Below are 18,276 nucleotides of genomic sequence, written 5' to 3' on the forward strand. Positions count from 1 at the left end.
TCCGTGGTTGGATCGGCGGATGTCCGCCATCGTCGTCGCCGTGATCGCGGCCGTCGCGTCGGTCTCCGCGGCCGTGGTCGCCGGGATGTTCGCGCTGGCCGCGCGCCGTCTCGAAGCCCGAGTGCAGAGCGCCGACCAGGTTCGCGAACGGATCTCCGAGCAGAAGCGTGCCATGTGCGAGCCCGTCGTCGACATGCTCGACCGGATGTTCACCAGCGACGACCTGCCCACGGAAGAAGAGTTGACGCACAAGCGCCGCTTCGACACCTGGGTGAACGTGTACGGCTCCGACGGCATCGTCCAGGCGTACTCCCGGCTCATGCAGGCACTGCCGGCCGGGGCGCCTGCCGACATCCAGTTCCGGCTCTACGCGGACTTCCTGATCGAGGTCCGCAAGGACATCGGCGATCCGGGTACCGCGGTCGACCGGATGCAGATCCTCGGACCGCGGTCGGCGAACCTCTCCGACCGCCGGAGCCTGACCGATCCCGACCTCGACACGGTCTGCAGACGGCTCGGCTGGGTCCCGCCCTGGCGCGCCAAGTAGGCCGACTCGACCGCGGCCATGTTGGCCAGTAACCACCCCCGTCGAAGTGAGGTCGGTCGTTTTGGGGGTGCGGCTGACAGATTCGCGAACGGTGAATCGACCGCGTATGACAAAGACCAAGAATGGTCACGCGGTCTCTGTGATTTTGCTTGCCTGGTGTACCTCACAGGTGTGTTAATTCCCTGTGGCATACCCGTGAATATGTGCACGCGCCTGCCGGGAAGAGCCCGCGAAAGCGGGCATTAATCGTTTGTCCGGTGGTTTCGGCGGGCGTGGTCCATGTGTTGGAGAGGTACCTGTGAAACACAGAAGACGTAGTCGAAGACTGGCCACTGGGGGCATCGCCGTCGTCAGCACGGCGGCCTTGGTGGCACTGGGACTCGCGATAGGGTCGGGCACCAGCGCCGCGGCTCCGGGAGAGCTCACGCAGAATTACTCGTGTCCGTTTCCGTTGATCGGAAATCAGAACGTCTCGGTCACCATCAAGACCACGCAGCCTTCGACGATCGAGACCGGGAAACTGACTCCCGCCATCGAGATCACCGCCGTGTCCAACGCGGGCAAGACGGCGACGGAAGGTCTTCGGCTCGTCGGTGCCGAGTCCATCAAGGGCACCGCGAAGGCGACCTCGACCGTGACGATGCCCGGCAGTCAGGGCACGATGACGGTGAAGGTCGACTCCGACGTGCCGAACCAGCCCATCCCGCCCGCGGGCAACGACCTCGTCGTCAACGCCACGGGCAGCGCGCCCGCGCTGAGGTTCGACCAGCCGGGCACCGCGTCGCTCGCGGTGACCGGGCTCCAGCTGGTGATGACCCCGCTGAAGGCGGACGGCACGCCGACCGGTCTCGGCACCTTCACTGCGGACTGCACGCTGGCGGCGGGGGCCGAGACCGTTCTGCAGACCTACACGGTGACCGGCTCTCCGGTCGCCCCGGAAGCCGTTGTCGGCACAGGGAACCACCCGCCGCTGCGGCAGGTCTACAGCTGCCCGTTCCCGTTGATCGGGAACCAGGACGTCACGGTCGACATCAACGCCACGCTGCCCGACACGATCCCGGTCGGCCAGTTCACGCCCAAGATCGACATCACGGCCGTCTCCAACGCGGGCAAGACCGCGACCGAAGGGCTCCGGCTCGTCGGCGCGGAGAAGATCAAGGGATCGGCGCTGGCCACCTCGCTGGTTTCCAGCCCGCAGGGACATCTCGCGGTCGGCGTGCCGACACCCGTCCCGCTGCAGCCGATCCCCCCGACGGGCAACGACCTGATCGTCAACGCGAGCGGTGCGGCGCCGTCGTTGCGCTTCGACAAGCCGGGGACGGCGACGCTTTCGGTGCACGATCTGGTGCTCACGATGACGCCGTTGACGGCTTCCGGCGCGGAGACCGGCCTCGGCACGTTCGTCGCGGACTGCACTCCCGCGAACGGCCAGGCCAACGTGCTGCACACCTTCACCGTCACCGCGGCCGCGGACACGACCCCGCCCTCGGCTCCCGGCGCGGTGACGGTCGGCGAGGTCACCCAGAACAGCGTCGCGTTGTCCTGGGGCGCCGCCACCGACGAGGTCGGCGTGACCGGCTACGACGTCTACAACGGCGCCACGCTGGTGAAGACGGTGACCGGAACGTCGGCCACGGTCGACGGTCTGGCCCCTGACACGGAGTACTCGTTCACGGTCAAGGCGAAGGACGCGGCGGGCAACGTCTCGCCCGCCACCGCGCCCGCCGCCGCCCGGACCGCGAAGGCCCCGGACACGCAGGCGCCGACGACTCCCGCGAACGTGCACTCGACCGGAACCACCCAGACCAGCGTGACGCTGGCCTGGGACGCGTCGAGCGACAACGTCGGTGTCACCGGCTACGACGTCTTGCAGGGCACCGAGGTCGTCAAATCGGTGGCGGAACCGCGAGCCACGATCGACGGTCTGACCGCCGATACCGAGTACACCTACACGGTGGTCGCGAAGGACGCGGCGGGCAACGCTTCGGCGGCCAGTGCCGCGGTCACGGCGCGGACGCAGACCGCGCCCGACACGCAGGCTCCCGGTGTGCCGGGCAACCTGCGCTCGACCGGTACCTCGGCCTCCAGCGTCGGCCTGGCGTGGGATGCGGCGAGTGACAACGTCGGTGTCACCGGGTACGACGTCTACAACGGCTCCACGCTGGTGAAGTCGGTGACGGAAACCAGCGCCACCGTCGACGGTCTCGCCGCCGACACCGAGTACGCCTTCACCGTCGTCGCCAAGGACGCGGCGGGCAACAGGTCGGAGCCCAGCGCGGCGGTGACCGCCCGAACCGCCACGGCCCCCGACACCGAAGCGCCCAGCGTTCCGGCCGGGCTCGCCACGACCGACGTCACCCAGTCCAGCGTCGCGCTGTCCTGGAACGCGTCGAGTGACAACGTCGGTGTCACCGGGTACGACGTCTACAACGGCTCCACGCTGGTGAAGTCCGTGACCGGGACTTCGGTCACTGTGGACGGTCTCGCGCCGGACACCGAGTACTCATTCACCGTGGTCGCGAAGGACGCCGCGGGCAACGCTTCGGCGGCCAGCGCCGCGGCGACTGCGCGGACGCAGACCGTGCCCGACACCCAGGCGCCCGTGGCGCCGGGCAACCCGCGCTCGACCGGGACCACGCAGACCAGCGTGAGCCTCGAGTGGAACGCGGCGACGGACAACGTCGGTGTCACCGGCTACGACGTCTACAACGGCTCCACGCTGGTGAAGTCCGTGACCGGGACTTCGGCCACTGTGGACGGTCTCGCGCCGGACACCGAGTACTCATTCACCGTGGTCGCGAAGGACGCGGCCGGCAACCTCTCGACCCCGAGTGCCGCCATCACCGTCCGGACGCAGGCCGCGCCCGACGCGGTGGCTCCCAGCGTGCCGGGCAACCCGCGCTCCACGGGAACCACGCAGACCAGTGTGAGCCTCGAGTGGGATGCGGCGACGGACAATGTCGGTGTCACCGGGTACGACGTCTACAACGGCTCCACGCTGGTGAAGTCGGTGACCGGGACTTCGGCCATCGTGGACGGTCTCGCGGCCGACACGGAGTATTCGTTCACCGTGGTCGCCAAGGACGCCGCGGGGAACAAGTCGGCCGCCAGCGCGCCGGTCACGGCGAAGACGCGGCCGAACACCTCCCCGGTCGTCAAGTACAGCTACGACCTGACCGGCAAAACGCAGCTGAAGAAGCTCGCGGGCCCGATCGACCTGCGCGGCGGCATCAACGCCGCGATCACGCTGGCGAACGGGACCTTCGACGCCGACCTGACGCTGAACCCGACGAGCGCGAACCTCACGCTCTGGGGATTCGTCCCGGTCAAGACGAAGATCGAGTTCGCTTCGGCGGGCAAGACCACGGGAACCCTCGCCAACGGGGTGCTCAAGTCGACCTCGGCGGTGACGGTCAAGCTGCCGCGGATCAGCGTCTTCGGCTTCCCGGTCTCGGCGAGCCCGGCCTGCCAGACGAAGACGCCGGCCCAGATCCCGCTCCAGTCGAAGGCCGGTTTCGACCCGCTGGCCGGTGGCAAGCTCACCGGTTCCTACACCCTGCCGCCGTTGCAGGGCTGTGGGTTCCTCAACGACATCGTCAGCGGTGTCGCCTCCGGCCCCGGCAACACGGTGGAGGTGAATCTGAAGCCGCGTCCGGTGGGTTGATCCCACGAAAACCCTGATCCGGCCCCGTCGCACACGCGGCGGGGCCGGATTCATGACCGGACCACCGGCGCGAGTGGTCCGGGTTACTCCGATCGGCCCTGCCGGTGAAGATGGCCAGCGAATAAGTTGCCGCTAACAACAAATCCTGCCGTCGAAGAAGCCTGTGGGAAGGATCGACATGAAATCTCCGAAGCGGCGTCGCGCGACAGTCGCGCTGCTGACCGCGGCGGCGCTCCTGGCATCCACGCCGGTGAGCGCCGCACCGCCGGCGGACGCCCCCGGCGCACCGGGTACCGGGGCGGCCTGGACGACCGGGGGCAAAGAAGGTTTCGGCACCGCGACCAACGCGGCGTCGAAGGTCTGGTTCACCCTCGGCCAGGGCATCAATCACGAGATCTACTACCCGACCGTGGACGTCGCCAACGTCCAGGACCTGCAGTACGTGGTGTCCGACGGTGCCGGGTTCACGCAGCTGGAACGTGACCACACCACCAAACAGCTGATGCTCACCGACCCGCGCTCCCTGAGCTACCGGCAGGTCAACACCGCGACCAACGGTCGGTACCGGATCACCAAGACCCACACCGCCGATCCGGCCCGGTCCACCGTGTTGATCCAGACCAGGTTCGAGGTGCTCAGCGGTGGTCCGTTGCAGTTGTACGCGCTGTACAACCCGTCACTGAACAACAGTGGCATGGGGGACACCGGCGCCACGTCCGGCGGGCAGCTGGTCGCTTCGGACGGGCCGGTCTCCACCGCCTTGGCCGCCTCCACCGGTTTCGTCAAGGCGACCAGCGGCTACAGCGGGACCGCGAGCGACGGCTACGTCGACTTGAGCGGTGATCACGTTCTCGGCACGCAGTACGACTCGGCGTCGACGCCCGGGAATCTGGTGCAGCTGGGGCAGATCCCCGTGGGGACCGACACCACCTTCACCCTCGCGATCGGGTTCGGCGGTGATCGCGGCGCCGCGTCGGCGAACGCGTCGGCCTCGCTCACGAGCGGTTTCGGGGCGGCGGACACCGCGTACCGGTCCGGCTGGAGCGGCTATCTCTCCTCGCTGGCCGCGGTGCCCCGTTCGATCACCGGCGCCGACTTGACCACGCAGTACAACGTGGCGCTGATGACCCTCAAGGCCCACGAAGACAAGACCTACTCGGGCGCGAACGTGGCCTCGCTCACCAATCCTTGGGGTGAGGCGAAAGACGCGAACGGCACGGGGGACTGCGGGTACCACGCGGTCTGGTCCCGTGACCTCTACCAGGTCTCGACCGCGCAGATCGCGGCGGGCGATTCGGCGGCGGCCCACCGTTCGGTCGACTACCTGTTCACCGTCCAGCAGCGGCCGGACGGTTCGTTCCCGCAGAACACCCGGCTCGACGGCACCAATTGCTGGACCAGCCTGCAGATGGACGAGGTCGCCTTCCCGATCGTGCTCGCGTGGCAGCTGGGCCGGTCCGACGCGGGGATGTGGGCGAAGGTGAAGAAGTCCGCGGACTTCCTGGTCGCGCACGGTCCCTCCACCCCGCAGGAACGCTGGGAGGAGAACGGCGGCTACTCGCCGTCCACCATCGCCGCGGAGATCGCCGGGCTGATCTGCGCCGCCGACATCGCCGAACGCAACGGCGACACGACGGCGGCCGCCCGGTACCGCGAAACCGCGGACCGGTGGCAGGCGCAGGTCAGCGCCTGGACGTTCACCACGTCCGGTCCGCTCGGCGACGGCCGGTACTTCCACCGCATCGACGGCAACGGCAATCCCAACGACGGCCAGAACGTCTTCCTGCAGAACGGCGGCGGGAACCACGACGAACGCGCCATCATCGACGCCGGTTTCCTCGACCTGGTCCGCCTCGGCGTGAAGCCGGCGGCCGATCCGGACGTCGCCGCCTCACTGTCCGAAGTGGACTCCACGCTGAAGGTGAACACCCCCAACGGTCCGATGTGGTACCGGTACAACCACGACGGTTACGGGGAAACCGCTTCCGGCGGTCCGTACACCGGCGCCGGCGTCGGACGGCTGTGGCCGCTGCTCACCGGTGAGCGCGGGGAGTACGAGCTGGCCAACGGACGCCCGGCGACGACGCATCTGGCGGCCATGGCCGCCTCGGCGAATCCCGGTTTCCTGATCCCGGAGCAGGTCTGGGACCGGCAAAGCGCCGGTGGCTTCACCTTCGGCGAAGGCACCGGCTCGGCGACGCCACTGGCCTGGTCGATGGCGCAGTTCGTGCGGCTGGCGCATTCGATCGACGCGAGTGCCCCGGTCGAGACGCCGTCGGTGGTCAAGCAGCGCTACAGCGCGGCGTGCTCCGCCGTTTCGGCGAAGTTCACGGTGAACGCCGCGACTTCGTGGGGCCAGAACATCTTCGTCGTCGGCGACCGGCCCGAACTCGGTGCGTGGGACCCGGCGAACGCGGTTCCGATGGGGGCGGCCGACTATCCCTTGTGGACGGCGAACGTCACGCTGCCGAAGGGAGCCGCCTTCCAGTACAAGTACATCCGCAAGGAGGGCGGCGCCGTCACGTGGGAATCGGGCGCCAACCGGGCGGGTACCGCTTCGAGCGGCTGCACGATGGCCTTGAGCGACACCTGGCGGCCCTGAGTCCTCGTGAGTGGTAAGGACGGTTCTAACCGTCCTTACCACTCACGACCGGCTTGACCGGCTCGGTGTCGTGTACTTGCCCGCTCGAGTACGTGAAGGCCCCCTTCCTTGCGCCAGGCGCAGTGAAGGGGCCTTCACGTACTTCGTTGTCCTGCAGCCGGGTGCCGGGCCTGGCCGGAGGTGTTGCGAAAGCCACTTTCGCAACCTTCAACGTTGCGAAAGTGGCTTTCGCAACCCAGCCCCATCGGAGACCAAGCCCCGTGGGCCTCGACGAGCGTCGCGAAAGTGGCTTTCGCGACGTCGTGAGGCAGGCGTGCTCCCTGCTGCCCCTCGGCGAGGCCGGACTTGTCGTCCGGCACCATCTTCCAGCAGTCCCCGGGCGACTTGATCTCCTGGTCGGTGGCCTGGGCCACGCTCCCCAGCGGGGCCACTGGGCAAGCGAAACCGCCCAGAACGGGACGCTGGGAGGAGATCCCGCCGCTGACCTGCGGTGACGTCGAGCCGGGAGACGTGACCTCGCGAATTCGCGCGGCGACCGGCCCGCGATGGGACACTGTTGTCCGTCCGGGACATGGCGCGGAGGGGGCGCAGTGGGATGGCGAGTGAGGCGGCTGCCACGCTGGCGGCACTTCTCACCGAGTACAAGGAGCGGAGCGGGCTGAGCTACGAACAGCTCGGGCGCAAGGTGCATTCGAGCCGGTCGACCGTGCACCGCTACCGATCGGGGCGCACAGTACGCGGTCCGGTTCTTCCTTTCCGGTCTCTACGCGCAATACCGCCGCATGTACTTCTACAACTGGGGCAGCGCCAAGATCCCCATCGTGCTGCAGCCCGCCGGCGGTCCCCAGACCAAGGCGGCACGACATGTGGAACGCCTGCACACCTGGCTGGCGGGCAGCCGGATCCATTCCTGCGGGCAAGGGCGCGCGGCCGGATTGCCCGATCACCTGTGGCAGTGCCGCTTCGATCAGGGTGGCAAGGCCTTCCTGATCTGGTGGGCCATCGACCGGTCCGAGCGGATCCCGGCGGCTCAGGGCGCCACGTCGGTCGAGGACCTCGACGGAACCGTCACGCCGGCGCAACCCGGTGCCGAGGTCACCGTCACCGGCAGTCCGGTCCTGCTGAAACTGGGCTGAGGCTTCAGCCGCTGTTCAAAGTGGACACGACCGCCGCCACGGTCACCGTGTTGAACACGAAGGCGATCACCGCGTGGGTCGTCACCGTCCGGCGCATCTCCCGGGAGACGACGTCCACATCGGTCGTCCCGAACGTCGTCATCACGGACACCGCGAAGTAGATGTAGTCCGACCACTCGGCGGATCCGGCGCCGGGGAACCGCAGGGCGTCGCCGTGCTCGACCACGTCGTCCGCGTGGTAGGCGATCGCGAACGAGACCAGGACACAGATCCACGCGACGACGACCAGCGCCACCGCGACTCCCACGCGCGCGCCCGACGGCAGGCTCTCGCCGCCGAGCCCCGGCATCCACGCCATCGCCACCGCCAGCGCGGCCGCCGCGATGATGATCGACACCCCAGGCCCCGGGGCGGTCCCGAAGACGTACCGCTGCGCGAACGTGCCGCGCCTCTCCCGGCTCGCCCAGTCCTCGATCTGCTCCGAGGTCGCCGCACCGAACGCGGCCACCGTCACGACGAGGTAGCCGACGAGATACGCGAGAAGAACCAGAACACCCGCGTCGACCATCGCGATCGACAGCACGTCCTCTCGGAACACCACCGCAAACGCGGCGATGACCAGCGCGAACGCGAAGCTCAAGCCGCTCCTGCGGCGCTCGGACAGCCAGATCCGAGCCGTTGGGCGAGACAGCGTGATCTCCTTTCGCCGATGATCGGGTCAGTTTCGCACGCGGTACTCCATTCCAGTGATGTGACATTTCGTGGCAACCTGTCAGACTTCGGGAGCGTCGGAGAGACGCTTCCGAAGTACGAGGGGGACGAATGGGGCAGGGATTCTCGGTCGAGCCGGACGCGGTACGCGCGCTCGGTGACCTGGTCCTGCGGGCAAGCGCGGGCGCGGACAGCTATCGACGGTGGTTCGACCGGCTGGTCAGTGCCGGGGCGGGGTTCGACACCGAACGCGGCGAGGGTTTCCTGGCCGCCGCCTGGTCGAAACTGGACGAGTGGCAGCGCGCGGGGTTGAGCCAGTCGCGGTTCGCGGCCGATCTCGCCGGGGGCGGCGGGCACGAACTGCGGTGCGTCGCGCACTGGTACGGCGTGGTGGACGCACGCGCGGCGGAGTTGCTGGACGGACTCAATCCGGAGCCGGACGCCCCGCGGATCCCGGTGGACGAGGTGCGCGACCCGGCGGCAGCCGCGGTGTTCCGCGACGCCGTCCCGGTCGGCTACGGCGGACCCGACCCGAATGCCATCACCGACCCGGCCTGGTGGCCGGTGAAGGCCGAGCAGGAGCGTGAGAAGCTGCTCGACCTCGGTGGGTCGCTGGGCGACGTCGCCGAGGTGATCAAGATGCTCACCGGGTCGGACAAGGACTTCATCACCATGCTCGCCGACCTGCTCGTCGGCGACTGGACCGTGCTGCAGGAGCAGGCGGTGCTCTACCACGACGCCGCGATCGGGCTGGAGAACATCGCGGCCAACATCAACCAGGGCCGGTTCGGGATCCAGGGGGTGTGGAAGGGCGAGGCCGCGGACCGGGCGAAGAACTGGCTGGCCGACTACCGTGCCTGCGTGCTGCAGCTGGCGCAGTACTTCCACGGAGCGTGCCGGGCGATCCAGGCGCTGGCGAAGCTCGCGTACCACATGATGCAGGAGATCAGGCACGGTTACAGCTCGGCGATCGACATCGTGCTGCTGATCCTCACCAAGGGCAAGAAACTCGGGCTGGAACGGGGGGTCCGTGTGGCGGAGGTGATCAGCGAAGCGCTGTCCCAGCTGGGACAGCGAGGCAAGCTCATCAACATCTTCCAGGACCCCGAGCTGCGCGACATCATCCATCTGGTGCTGTCCTTCAACGAGATCGTCGGGATCATCCAGACCTGGATCAGTGCCGCGCTCGGGCTGGCACACGCCTTCGCGGGGGAGAAGACGCTCGACGAACTGCTGGAAGCCACCATCGCGATGGGCGAACCGCCGCAGTGGCCGCAGGGTTACGAGCACCGGGACGCCGAGTGCCCGGCCAAGAGCAGGAGGGTGAAGCTGTGACGGGACACGAGCTCTTCGGCTCCGAGCAGGGCGAGCGGGCACGGCAGACGGCCATGCGGCTGCTGGCGGCGACCGGCGGCGCCGCCGGGGACTTCGCGGGGGAGGTGCTCGCCGGGCGACGGCGGCCGCACGAACTGCTGGCCCACGGCCCGGTCCTGGACGAATTCGTCCAGGAGGCGCGCGGCTGGTGGCGGATCATCGACGCGTTGCCCGCCGAGGAACGTCAGCGGCTTGCCGGCGAAGCCTGGTCGTCCTTGGAACGGCAGGTCGGCGAGCTGGCCACTTTGGACGCCGACGAGGCCGTCGCGGAGCTGGAGAAGCTGTCCGCGCCCGCGCAGGATCCGCCCCCGCGGACCCGTCGTCCCCGTGACGACGAGGACGACGACTGGTCCGAGCGGTCCTATCTGGAGCCGCTCTGAGCGGGGGAGTCGTCCGCCATCGCGTTGGCCTCGTCGATCCGGGCCATATGCTCTTCGGCCCAGTTCCGGAGCGCCGCCAGCGGGACGTCGAGCGACCGGCCCAGGTCGGTCAGCCGGTAGTGCACGCGCGGCGGCACGGTGGGCTCCACCCGGCGGGTGACGAGGCCGTCACGGACCAGGCTGTGCAGGGTCACCGACAGCATTTTCTGGGACACGCCGGGAATCCGCCGCCGTAATTCGGCGAACCGCACCTCGTCCGGAGCGGCCTCCGCGAGGACCTTGACCGCCATCGACGTCCACTTCGTGCCGATGCGGTCCAGCAGACGGCGGGTCGGGCACTCGGGGTCGAACAGGTCACCGCGCTTCTGCCGGGAGGTCACCTGGAGCTCACCACCTGTGGGGAAAGTGCCGTCTTGGCGGCACGCCGGAAGTTACCTACGGTTTTCTGGTAACCAATGGTAACCACTACGGAGGCGACGTGCCCCAGCTACGCCGGATCGGCATCAACGGCATCGAGGTCACCGTGGCCGTCGCGGGCAGGGGGCCCGCGGTCCTGCTGTTGCACGGCTTCCCGCACACCTGGCGGCTCCGGAGCGAGATCATCGGCCCGCTGGCCGAACACCATCGGGTCATCGCGCCGGATCTGCGCGGGCTCGGCGACAGCACCCATGCCGTGGACGGCTATGACGCGAGCACGCTGGTCAGCGACGCCGAAAGCATCCTCGAAGCCCTCCGCGAACCCGCTGCGGACGTCGTCGCCATCGACGCCGGCACGCCGGTCGCCGTCCTGCTCGCCTTGCGGCGGCCGGAGCTGGTGCGGCGGCTCGTCGTGATGGAGTCGCTGGCGGGTTCAATACCCGGCGCGGAGGACTTCCTGGCGGGCGGCCCGCCTTGGTGGTTCGGCTTCCACGCCGTTCCCGGCCTCGCCGAGAGAGTCCTGGTCGGACACGAGGCGGAGTACATCGACTGGTTCCTCGCGGCGGGAACGCTCGGACGCGGCGTGCCGCCGGAGGTCCGCGACGCCTTCGTCGACGCCTACACCGGACAGAACGCCCTGCGCTGCGCCTTCTCCTACTATCGCGCCCTGCCGGTCACCGCGCGCCAGATCGGTGATGCGGTGGCGGCCGGCAGGCTGACGATGCCCACGATGGCGATCGGCGCCCACCCGGTGGGTCGCGCGCTGGAAAGGCAATTGCGTCCCGTCGCCGACGACCTCACCGGTCACCTCATCGAGGACTGCGGCCACATCATCCCGCTGGACCGGCCCGCGGAACTGCTCCGCCTGCTGACCCCGTTCCTCGCCGCGAACCGGAGCGGGCACGATCAGGCACATGACGCATGAGACAGAGGACGGTTCGTTGTACGGCACGATCTTCCGGCGACGGGACACCAGGGGCGAGTTCACCGGAGAGCCGATTCCGGAAGAGGTGCTGCGCCGAGTGCTGAGCGCGGCGCACGCCGCGCCGAGTGTGGGCCTGTCGCAGCCTTGGGATTTCGTCGTCGTGTCCGATATGGACCTACGAAAGCGGTTTCGCGAGCACGTGCTGGCCGAACGCGAGGTGTTCGAAGACCGGTTGGACGTCGAACGGGCCCGTGTCTTCGCGAACATCAAGATCGAAGGCATCGTCGAATCCTCCGCCGGGATCGTGGTCGGCTACGACCCGGCACGCGGCGCGCCCGACGTGCTGGGGAGGCACGCGATCGCCGACGCCGGCCTGTATTCGGTATGCCTGGCCATTCAAAACCTGTGGCTGGCGGCGACCGCCGAAGGGCTCGGCGTCGGCTGGGTCAGCTTCTACCGCGAAGAGTTTCTGCGGGATTTGGTGGGATTCCCCGGAAACGTCCGTCCGGTGGCGTGGTTGTGCGTCGGGCCGGTGCGGGATCTGCCCACCGTCCCCGATCTGGAGCGGCACGGCTGGCGGGAACGGCTTCCGCTCGACGCCGTGGTGCACCACGAACGGTACGAGCCGCGTGGATGAGCAAGCGCCCGATTCAGGTGATTGACTCAGGGGTAAGGCAAAGGTGGCGTGTTACGAAAGTGGCTTTCGCAACGTCAATGGACTGCCGAGGCCGCGCTGGCGGACATGGTCACCTTCAACGGCGCGCCGATCCGCTGCTTCTCCTGACACGCTCCTGCTGCCACTCTTGCCGTTTCGCCGCTCGGGTGTTCCCAATGTCGCATTAGAGACACTCAGCGTCCCGAATGCGACATCGGGAACACCTGAACCCAGCGCGCCGCCGCAAGCGCCGCGTGAGCCGGCGGGGCCACGGGCAGACCGCATGAAGTGTCCCTTGTGGACCAGCAAGGCCGCTATCCCTCAACAGGCCGGTCCCGGCCGGCGAGGGCGGACGCGACCAGCGCGACCGCCGGATCGGCGTCCCCGGCGAGCCGCTTCAGCATGCCGCCCGCCTTGGCCCCCGGAATCTCTGCCAGGGCTTGGACCACGCGGATCCGGACCGCGGAATCCCCGGCATGCGCCGCGAGCGCGTCGGCCAAGGCGGCCATGATCCGTTCCTCCGAGTGTGGGTTCTCCACCAGCGCGCCCAGGACCTCCGCGGCTTCGACGTCGTTCGTGCCGTCGACCACCATGCCGACGAGGGCCGGGATGGCCGCCGTCGTGCCCCTTCCGCCCAAGGCGAGAGCGGCGGGCCCGCGCACCCTCGCGTCGGAGTCCCCGAGTGCCTCCGTGAGCGCCTTGCCCGCTTCCTCGCCGGGGATCTCGGCCAGAGCCAGCACCGCGCGCTGCCGGATGTCGGCGTCGTCCGCACGCAGTCCCGCCGCCACCTCGGCCACCCCGTCGCCGCCCGCCCGCGCGAGAGCCCAGCGCAGGGCTCCGGCGACGTTCGGGTCGGCCTCGGTCAGGATCGCGCCGGCGATCCGGTCGGCGGGAACCGGCAGGTCTTCGGCCGGATTCAGGACGGCCTGCTGGCGGCGCGCCGCGTGAGGCGAAGTGAGCCCTCGCAGGAGTTCCACGATGCGGAGGGCGTCCTGCCAGTCCGAGGGCGCGGACGCGTCGACCGTGCGAAGCCGCGAGAGCAGCTCCTGCTCCCGGTTCAGCCGGTCTTCCGCCTGGCGGATGAGGTCGCCGACCAGCGTCGACGGCGTGAAGGTCGGGTCCTCCAGCGCGCGTGAGATCTGGCGCAGCGACAATCCCAGCGAGCGCAGGCTCTCCACATGGAAGATCCGGCGGATGTCCTCGTCCTGGTACTCCCGGTAGCCGCCGACGGTGCGTCCCGTCGGCCGCACCAGCCCGAGGGAGTCGTAGTGGCGCAGCATCCGGGAGCTCACTCCCGAACGCCGCGCCACCTCGCCGATCAGCACGCCGATCCTCCGGCCTGCTGCGGGCCGAGCGCCATGATCCGCTTCGCCTCGTCCGCGGTCACGTCGAAACCCGCTTCCGGGTCGCGCCGGAGCCGCTCCGTGGCGAAGGCGTGCGCACGCACCGCGTCATCGCGGCTCTCCGAGGCCTTCCGCAGGGCAGGCTCGCAGGCGTCCCCGAGCGCGACGAGCGCCCGGCTGAGACTCAGCCGCCTGTTCCGGTCACCACGGCCGAGCTCGATGGCCAGTTCCGCGGCCAGCCCGGCTTTCTCCCCCTCCGGCACGAGGATGACGGCCGCACGCCAGGCACTTCGCGCTACCTCGTCGTCGGCGTCGTGCAGCAGGGATCCGGTGATCGCGGGCCAGGCGGTGCGGTCCCCGATCTTCGACAGGGTGTGCAACGCCTGGCTCCGTGCCTGCGTCCGCTCGGACCGAAGCTCCGTCAAGAGCCTGGGCACCGTGTTCACGGGCGGGAGCCGGGTCAGTGCCCAGGTGAGCATGTCGCGGACGAAGAAGTCGGGCTCGACAGCGCAGCGCGCGACGAGTGCGTCGGTGAAGCGCGCGTCGGGCCGGGTGCCCGCGGCCATGGCGGCCTTGAGCCGCGTCGACGAGTCCTCGGCGCCGAGCGCGTCGAGCAGCGTTGTGTCCGTGGTCGGGTTCATGGGGAACCACCTCCTGCGCTTCAGTGAAGACCTTGTCACGATGTCAAGGTCAACCCCCTTGTCGGCCTCAGCGCAGCTTGTCGACCTCGGCGATCCGCTCCCAGCGGGCACCGAGCGCGTTGAGCAACGCCGCCATGTCCACGTCGTCGTCGCCGTCGAGGAGCGCCTTGTCCAGGCGGCGGGCGCGGCGGTTCACCTGGCTCAGGACCGACTTGCCCTCGTCGGTGAGCGAAAGCAGTTTGCGGCGCGCGTCGTGCGGGGATTCGACGCGCTGGATGAGACCCCGCCGTTCGAGCCTGCGGCACAGATCGGCCATCGTCGAGGTGTCGAGCGCGACGGCGCCCGCGAGGGAACTCTGGTCGCTGCCGGGATAGGCGCGGACCGCCGACAGGACCGCGAACTGCGGGCCGGTCAGCACCGGATCCACATGGCGGTTCCACGCGGCGAGGTACGCCTGGTACAGCCTGCGCGCGCCGTAGCCGGGAGCCGCCAGCAGGTCCGACGGCGTCGCGGGAGTGACGGCCGGCGTGTCGTCCCTGCGCCGGCCCGTGCGCGCCGATTCACCCATCGTTGCTCCTTGTCGGCTCCAACCCGCTGCCCGGGCCCCCGCGGTGATCCTACGTGTCCGGACGGTCGCTCACGGGCAGGCCGCCGAGATCTGTCCGCGGTCACCTCTTGCGTATCCGGATAGTACGTGTTCGTATGAAGGCCGGTCTTCCGTACCCGGATAGTACGTGCTCGGATCAATATGGAGGTGGTCGGCGATGGACCGGAACCTGTTCAACGACATCTGTTTGCGCCAGTTGACGTTCTCGGGGGTGCACGAGGGCGAGACCGTGGTGGTGCTGACCCGCGGCGGGGAGCGCGCGGAGTACGCAGACGCCTTCCTGTGGGCCGCCCAGCAGCTGGGTGCCTCGGCGTACCACATGCGGCTGCCGTCGCCGGTCAGCGCCGCGGGCGCGTGGGCGGTCGGCGACTCGGGGCTCGGGAACATCCCGCTGGCGGTCGAGGCGCTCAAGAGCGTGGACATGGTGGTCGACTGCACGTTCCTGTTGTTCAGCAAGGAACAGTTCGCCATCCAGGACGCGGGCACCCGGATCCTCACCGCCGTCGAACCGCCCGAGCTGCTGGCCAGGCTCATGCCGACGAAGGAACTACGCGAACGGGTGGAGATCGGCGCGGAACTCCTCGCCAAGGCGGGCACGATGCGGATCACCAGCCCGGCGGGCACCGACGTCACCTATCAGCTCGGCGTGTACCCGACGCTGTCCGAATACGGCTACACCGACACCCCCGGCCGCTGGGACCACTGGCCGGCGGCGTTCGTGTTCACCGGCGGGGCCGACGACGGCGTCGACGGGAAGATCGTGCTTTCGCCGGGGGATGTCCTGCTGCCGTTCAACACCTACGTACAGACGCCGGTGGAGATCACCATCGAGCAGGGCTTCATCCGGGACATCCGCGGCGGCGCCGGATCGTCCGGGCTGGACGCGGATCTGCTGCGCTCGTACATCGAGAGCTTCGAGGACCCTCGCGGCTACGGCATGAGCCACGTCGGCTGGGGGCTCGACGAGCGCGCCCACTGGCACGGGCTGACCCAGTTCCCCGGCGGGATGGGCATGGAACTGCGGAGTTTCTACGGCAACGTCATGTTCTCCATCGGCCCCAACAACGAGCTCGGCGGCCCGAACGACACGCCCTGCCACTTCGACATCCCGATGCGCGGCAATTCCCTTTACCTCGACGACGAACTGATCGTCGACAACGGTGAGCTGACCGTCGCCGAGATGCGTCCGGCGGCCCGACGATGAGCGACCACCACATCGGGATGATCGTCCCCAGCTCGAACCTCACGATGGAGACCGAGCTGCCGCGGATGCTGCGGGCCAGGGAGGAGTCCGAGCCGGCGGACCGGTTCGTCTTCCATTCCGCGCGGGCCAGGATGCGCCACGTCGAACCCGAACAGTTGCGGGCGATGAACGCCCAGGCCGGACGCGCGGCGGCCGAACTCGCCGACGCCAAGCCCGACGTGGTCGCCACCGCGTGCCTGGTGGCGATCATGGCCCAGGGGCCCGGCTACCACTGCACCGCCGAGGACGACATCACGCGCGTGCTGCGCGAAGAAGGTTGCGAGTCGCCGGTCGTCTCCAGTGCCGGTGCGCTGCTGTCCGGGCTCGGCGCGCTCGGCGCCCGCAAGGTCGCGATCATCACGCCGTACATGAAGCCGTTGACCAAGGCGGTGGCGGACTACATCGAGGACGCCGGGTTCGAGGTCGCCGACGCGCTTTCCCTCGAGGTCCCCGACAATCTCGCCGTCGCCCGGCTCGACCCGGCGGGACTGCGGGAGCATCACCGGAGACTGAATCTGTCCGATGTGGACGCACTCGTGCTTTCCGCCTGCGTCCAGATGCCTTCACTGTCCGCGATCCAGCCGGTGGAGGACGAGATCGGGATCCCGGTCCTCTCGGCGGCGACGGCGACGACGTACCGGATCCTGTCGGAGCTCGGTGTGGAGCCCCGGGTGCCCGGCGCGGGCAGTTTGCTCAAGGGCGCGAAAGCAAGGACGAAGACGGGAGGCGGGCATGGCCGCGAGTCAGTCGTTTGAGGTCGTTGTCGTCGGCGGCGGGCTCGGTGGGCTCTGCGCCGCGTTGTCCCTGCGGCAACGGGGTCTGCGTGTCACCGTGGTCGAGGCCGCCCCGGAGCTGGGCGAGATCGGCGCCGGCATCCAGACCGCGCCGAACGCGAGCCGGATCCTCATCGGGCTCGGGCTGCGCGCCCGGCTCGAGCGGGTGCGGACGGAGCCGCAGGACCAGGTGCGCCGTCGTTGGGCCGACGGGAGCATCATCGCCCAGCTGGCGCTGGGCAGGCGCGTGACCGACCAGTACGGCGCGCCCTACTGGCATTATCACCGCGCCGACCTGCACGGAGTCCTGCTGGACGCCTGCCTCGATCCGGAGGTGCCCGGTCCGGTGGTGCGGGTGGCGACCGGTGCGCGGGTGGTCGACCTCGACCGGACGGTCCCGGAGCGGCCCACCGTCATCACCGCCGACGGACGGCGGTTCACCGGTGACATCGTGGTCGGGGCGGACGGCATCCGGTCTTCGGTGCGGGATCTCGCCGGCTTCGACGACACCCTCGCGTTCTCCGGCGAGATGGCCTATCGGGCCCTGATCTCCGGCGACCTGATCGCCCAGGACCCCGCGACGCGGTTCCTGGCCGACCGCTACCACTCCACGATCTGGTACGGCCCCAACAAACACCTGGTGCACTACATGATCCGCGGCGGGGAGTACCTCAACGTGGTCGCGATCGTGCCGTGCACCGAAACGGTGGCCAAGGACTGGAGCGGCCCGGCCACCGCCGCCGAACTCGCCGCCGAGTACCACGACTGGGACGATCGGGTACCGACGATGCTGGCCAAGGCGAAGGACGAGGACGTCTCGGTGTGGGCGATGTACCGCCGCCGCCGCGATCCGGTCTGGGTCGACGGCCGGGTCGCCCTGCTCGGCGACGCGTGCCACGCGATGCTGCCGTATCAGGCGCAAGGCGCGTCCCAGGCGATGGAAGACGCCGCGGTACTGGCCGAGGAGCTGGGGCGCGTCACCCGCGACGGGATCGACGGTGCTTTGATCCGCTACGTGGACCGGCGCGCCAAGCACGCGGGGATGGTGCAGGACGCCTCGCTGCAGAACATGGACTTCTATCACCTGCCCGACGGTCCCGAACAGCGCGAACGGGACGAGAAGCTGCGGCGGTTCGACGGCGAATCCGACGTGTCCTACGACTGGCTGTGGAACGGCAGCCCGCTCACCGACCCCGACACCGAGTCCATCCACTACCAGTTCGCCCGCTGAGGCGCGCTGGCCGTCAATCGCAACGGA

General features: G+C 69.1%; 17 protein-coding genes and 1 pseudogene. 12 read left to right on the top strand and 6 right to left on the bottom strand.

From position 1 onward, the window contains the following. Positions 1-19: 19 nt before the first annotated feature. From BLW75_RS00695 to BLW75_RS00705, 3 genes are all read left to right on the top strand, one after another. Entirely contained in the window at positions 20-547 is a 528-nt protein-coding gene (locus BLW75_RS00695) for a hypothetical protein (protein ID WP_034315027.1), read from the top strand. A 367-nt stretch (positions 548-914) separates the two neighbouring features. After that, positions 915-4,211 carry a fibronectin type III domain-containing protein gene (locus BLW75_RS00700; protein WP_034315024.1) on the top strand — a complete coding sequence of 1,099 codons (3,297 nt, stop codon included), beginning with the start codon at positions 915-917 and terminating at the stop codon, positions 4,209-4,211. Positions 4,212-4,389: 178 nt separating this feature from the next. Beyond that, the gene (locus tag BLW75_RS00705) at positions 4,390-6,813 is read left to right on the top strand and encodes a glucan 1,4-alpha-glucosidase (RefSeq protein ID WP_034315178.1); all 2,424 of its coding nucleotides are present in this window, start codon (positions 4,390-4,392) and stop codon (positions 6,811-6,813) included. A 134-nt stretch (positions 6,814-6,947) separates the two neighbouring features. Here BLW75_RS00705 and BLW75_RS42070 read toward each other — a convergent pair whose 3' ends face one another. Further along, the gene (locus BLW75_RS42070) at positions 6,948-7,226 is read right to left on the bottom strand and encodes a hypothetical protein (RefSeq protein WP_143055277.1); all 279 of its coding nucleotides are present in this window, start codon (positions 7,224-7,226) and stop codon (positions 6,948-6,950) included. A gap of 182 nt (positions 7,227-7,408) precedes the next feature. On the opposite strand from BLW75_RS42070, the pseudogene BLW75_RS44135 reads away from it, so the two are divergent. Continuing rightward, positions 7,409-7,537, top strand: a pseudogene (locus BLW75_RS44135) (helix-turn-helix domain-containing protein); the annotation flags it as partial. A 58-nt stretch (positions 7,538-7,595) separates the two neighbouring features. Then, positions 7,596-7,949 (top strand): hypothetical protein, encoded by a 354-nt coding sequence (locus BLW75_RS00710; protein ID WP_034315021.1) that lies wholly within the window; start codon positions 7,596-7,598, stop codon positions 7,947-7,949. Between the two features lie 4 nt (positions 7,950-7,953). Here the strand turns inward: BLW75_RS00710 and BLW75_RS00715 are convergent, their stop codons facing one another. Continuing rightward, positions 7,954-8,589 (bottom strand): DUF1345 domain-containing protein, encoded by a 636-nt coding sequence (locus BLW75_RS00715; RefSeq protein ID WP_091596406.1) that lies wholly within the window; start codon positions 8,587-8,589, stop codon positions 7,954-7,956. 182 nt (positions 8,590-8,771) lie between these two features. On the opposite strand from BLW75_RS00715, the gene BLW75_RS00720 reads away from it, so the two are divergent. Together BLW75_RS00720 and BLW75_RS00725 are read left to right on the top strand one after the other, a co-directional pair. Beyond that, the gene (locus BLW75_RS00720; RefSeq protein ID WP_034315015.1) at positions 8,772-9,995 is read left to right on the top strand and encodes a hypothetical protein; all 1,224 of its coding nucleotides are present in this window, start codon (positions 8,772-8,774) and stop codon (positions 9,993-9,995) included. Continuing rightward, on the top strand, positions 9,992-10,414 hold the full coding sequence (locus BLW75_RS00725; protein WP_241783727.1) for a hypothetical protein: 423 nt from the start codon (positions 9,992-9,994) through the stop codon (positions 10,412-10,414). The genes BLW75_RS00720 and BLW75_RS00725 overlap by 4 nt, the downstream gene beginning before the upstream one ends. Here the strand turns inward: BLW75_RS00725 and BLW75_RS00730 are convergent. After that, entirely contained in the window at positions 10,396-10,794 is a 399-nt protein-coding gene (locus tag BLW75_RS00730; RefSeq protein WP_034315013.1) for a winged helix-turn-helix transcriptional regulator, read from the bottom strand. The genes BLW75_RS00725 and BLW75_RS00730 overlap by 19 nt on opposite strands. 98 nt (positions 10,795-10,892) lie before the next feature. On the opposite strand from BLW75_RS00730, the gene BLW75_RS00735 reads away from it, so the two are divergent. Both BLW75_RS00735 and bluB read left to right on the top strand, forming a co-directional pair. Further along, the gene (locus BLW75_RS00735) at positions 10,893-11,756 is read left to right on the top strand and encodes an alpha/beta fold hydrolase (RefSeq protein ID WP_034315010.1); all 864 of its coding nucleotides are present in this window, start codon (positions 10,893-10,895) and stop codon (positions 11,754-11,756) included. Continuing rightward, the gene (bluB, locus tag BLW75_RS00740) at positions 11,746-12,393 is read left to right on the top strand and encodes a 5,6-dimethylbenzimidazole synthase (protein ID WP_034315007.1); all 648 of its coding nucleotides are present in this window, start codon (positions 11,746-11,748) and stop codon (positions 12,391-12,393) included. Before BLW75_RS00735 ends, bluB begins: the two co-directional genes overlap by 11 nt. Positions 12,394-12,725: 332 nt before the next feature. Here bluB and BLW75_RS00745 read toward each other — a convergent pair whose 3' ends face one another. The 3 genes from BLW75_RS00745 to BLW75_RS00755 all read right to left on the bottom strand — a co-directional run bounded on the left by BLW75_RS00745 (position 12,726) and on the right by BLW75_RS00755 (position 14,963). Further along, the gene (locus tag BLW75_RS00745) at positions 12,726-13,736 is read right to left on the bottom strand and encodes a HEAT repeat domain-containing protein (protein ID WP_034315005.1); all 1,011 of its coding nucleotides are present in this window, start codon (positions 13,734-13,736) and stop codon (positions 12,726-12,728) included. Further along, positions 13,730-14,395, bottom strand: coding sequence for a HEAT repeat domain-containing protein (locus BLW75_RS00750; protein WP_034315003.1), 666 nt, complete (start codon positions 14,393-14,395; stop codon positions 13,730-13,732). The genes BLW75_RS00745 and BLW75_RS00750 overlap by 7 nt, the downstream gene beginning before the upstream one ends. A gap of 67 nt (positions 14,396-14,462) precedes the next feature. After that, positions 14,463-14,963 (bottom strand): MarR family winged helix-turn-helix transcriptional regulator, encoded by a 501-nt coding sequence (locus BLW75_RS00755; RefSeq protein WP_034315001.1) that lies wholly within the window; start codon positions 14,961-14,963, stop codon positions 14,463-14,465. 196 nt (positions 14,964-15,159) lie between these two features. Between BLW75_RS00755 and BLW75_RS00760 the strand changes: the two genes are divergently transcribed. Genes BLW75_RS00760 through BLW75_RS00770 form a run of 3 tightly spaced genes read left to right on the top strand, consistent with a single transcriptional unit; the run spans position 15,160 to position 18,249 of the window. Beyond that, positions 15,160-16,206: a 2,5-dihydroxypyridine 5,6-dioxygenase NicX family protein gene (locus BLW75_RS00760; RefSeq protein ID WP_034314998.1), complete on the top strand. Its 1,047-nt coding sequence runs from the start codon at positions 15,160-15,162 to the stop codon at positions 16,204-16,206. Continuing rightward, positions 16,203-17,000 (top strand): maleate cis-trans isomerase family protein, encoded by a 798-nt coding sequence (locus BLW75_RS00765; RefSeq protein WP_034314996.1) that lies wholly within the window; start codon positions 16,203-16,205, stop codon positions 16,998-17,000. Before BLW75_RS00760 ends, BLW75_RS00765 begins: the two co-directional genes overlap by 4 nt. Beyond that, positions 16,978-18,249 (top strand): FAD-dependent oxidoreductase, encoded by a 1,272-nt coding sequence (locus tag BLW75_RS00770; RefSeq protein ID WP_034314994.1) that lies wholly within the window; start codon positions 16,978-16,980, stop codon positions 18,247-18,249. Before BLW75_RS00765 ends, BLW75_RS00770 begins: the two co-directional genes overlap by 23 nt. Positions 18,250-18,276: the final 27 nt, after the last annotated feature.

This window comes from Amycolatopsis lurida (genome assembly GCF_900105055.1).
GTDB lineage: Bacteria > Actinomycetota > Actinomycetes > Mycobacteriales > Pseudonocardiaceae > Amycolatopsis > Amycolatopsis lurida.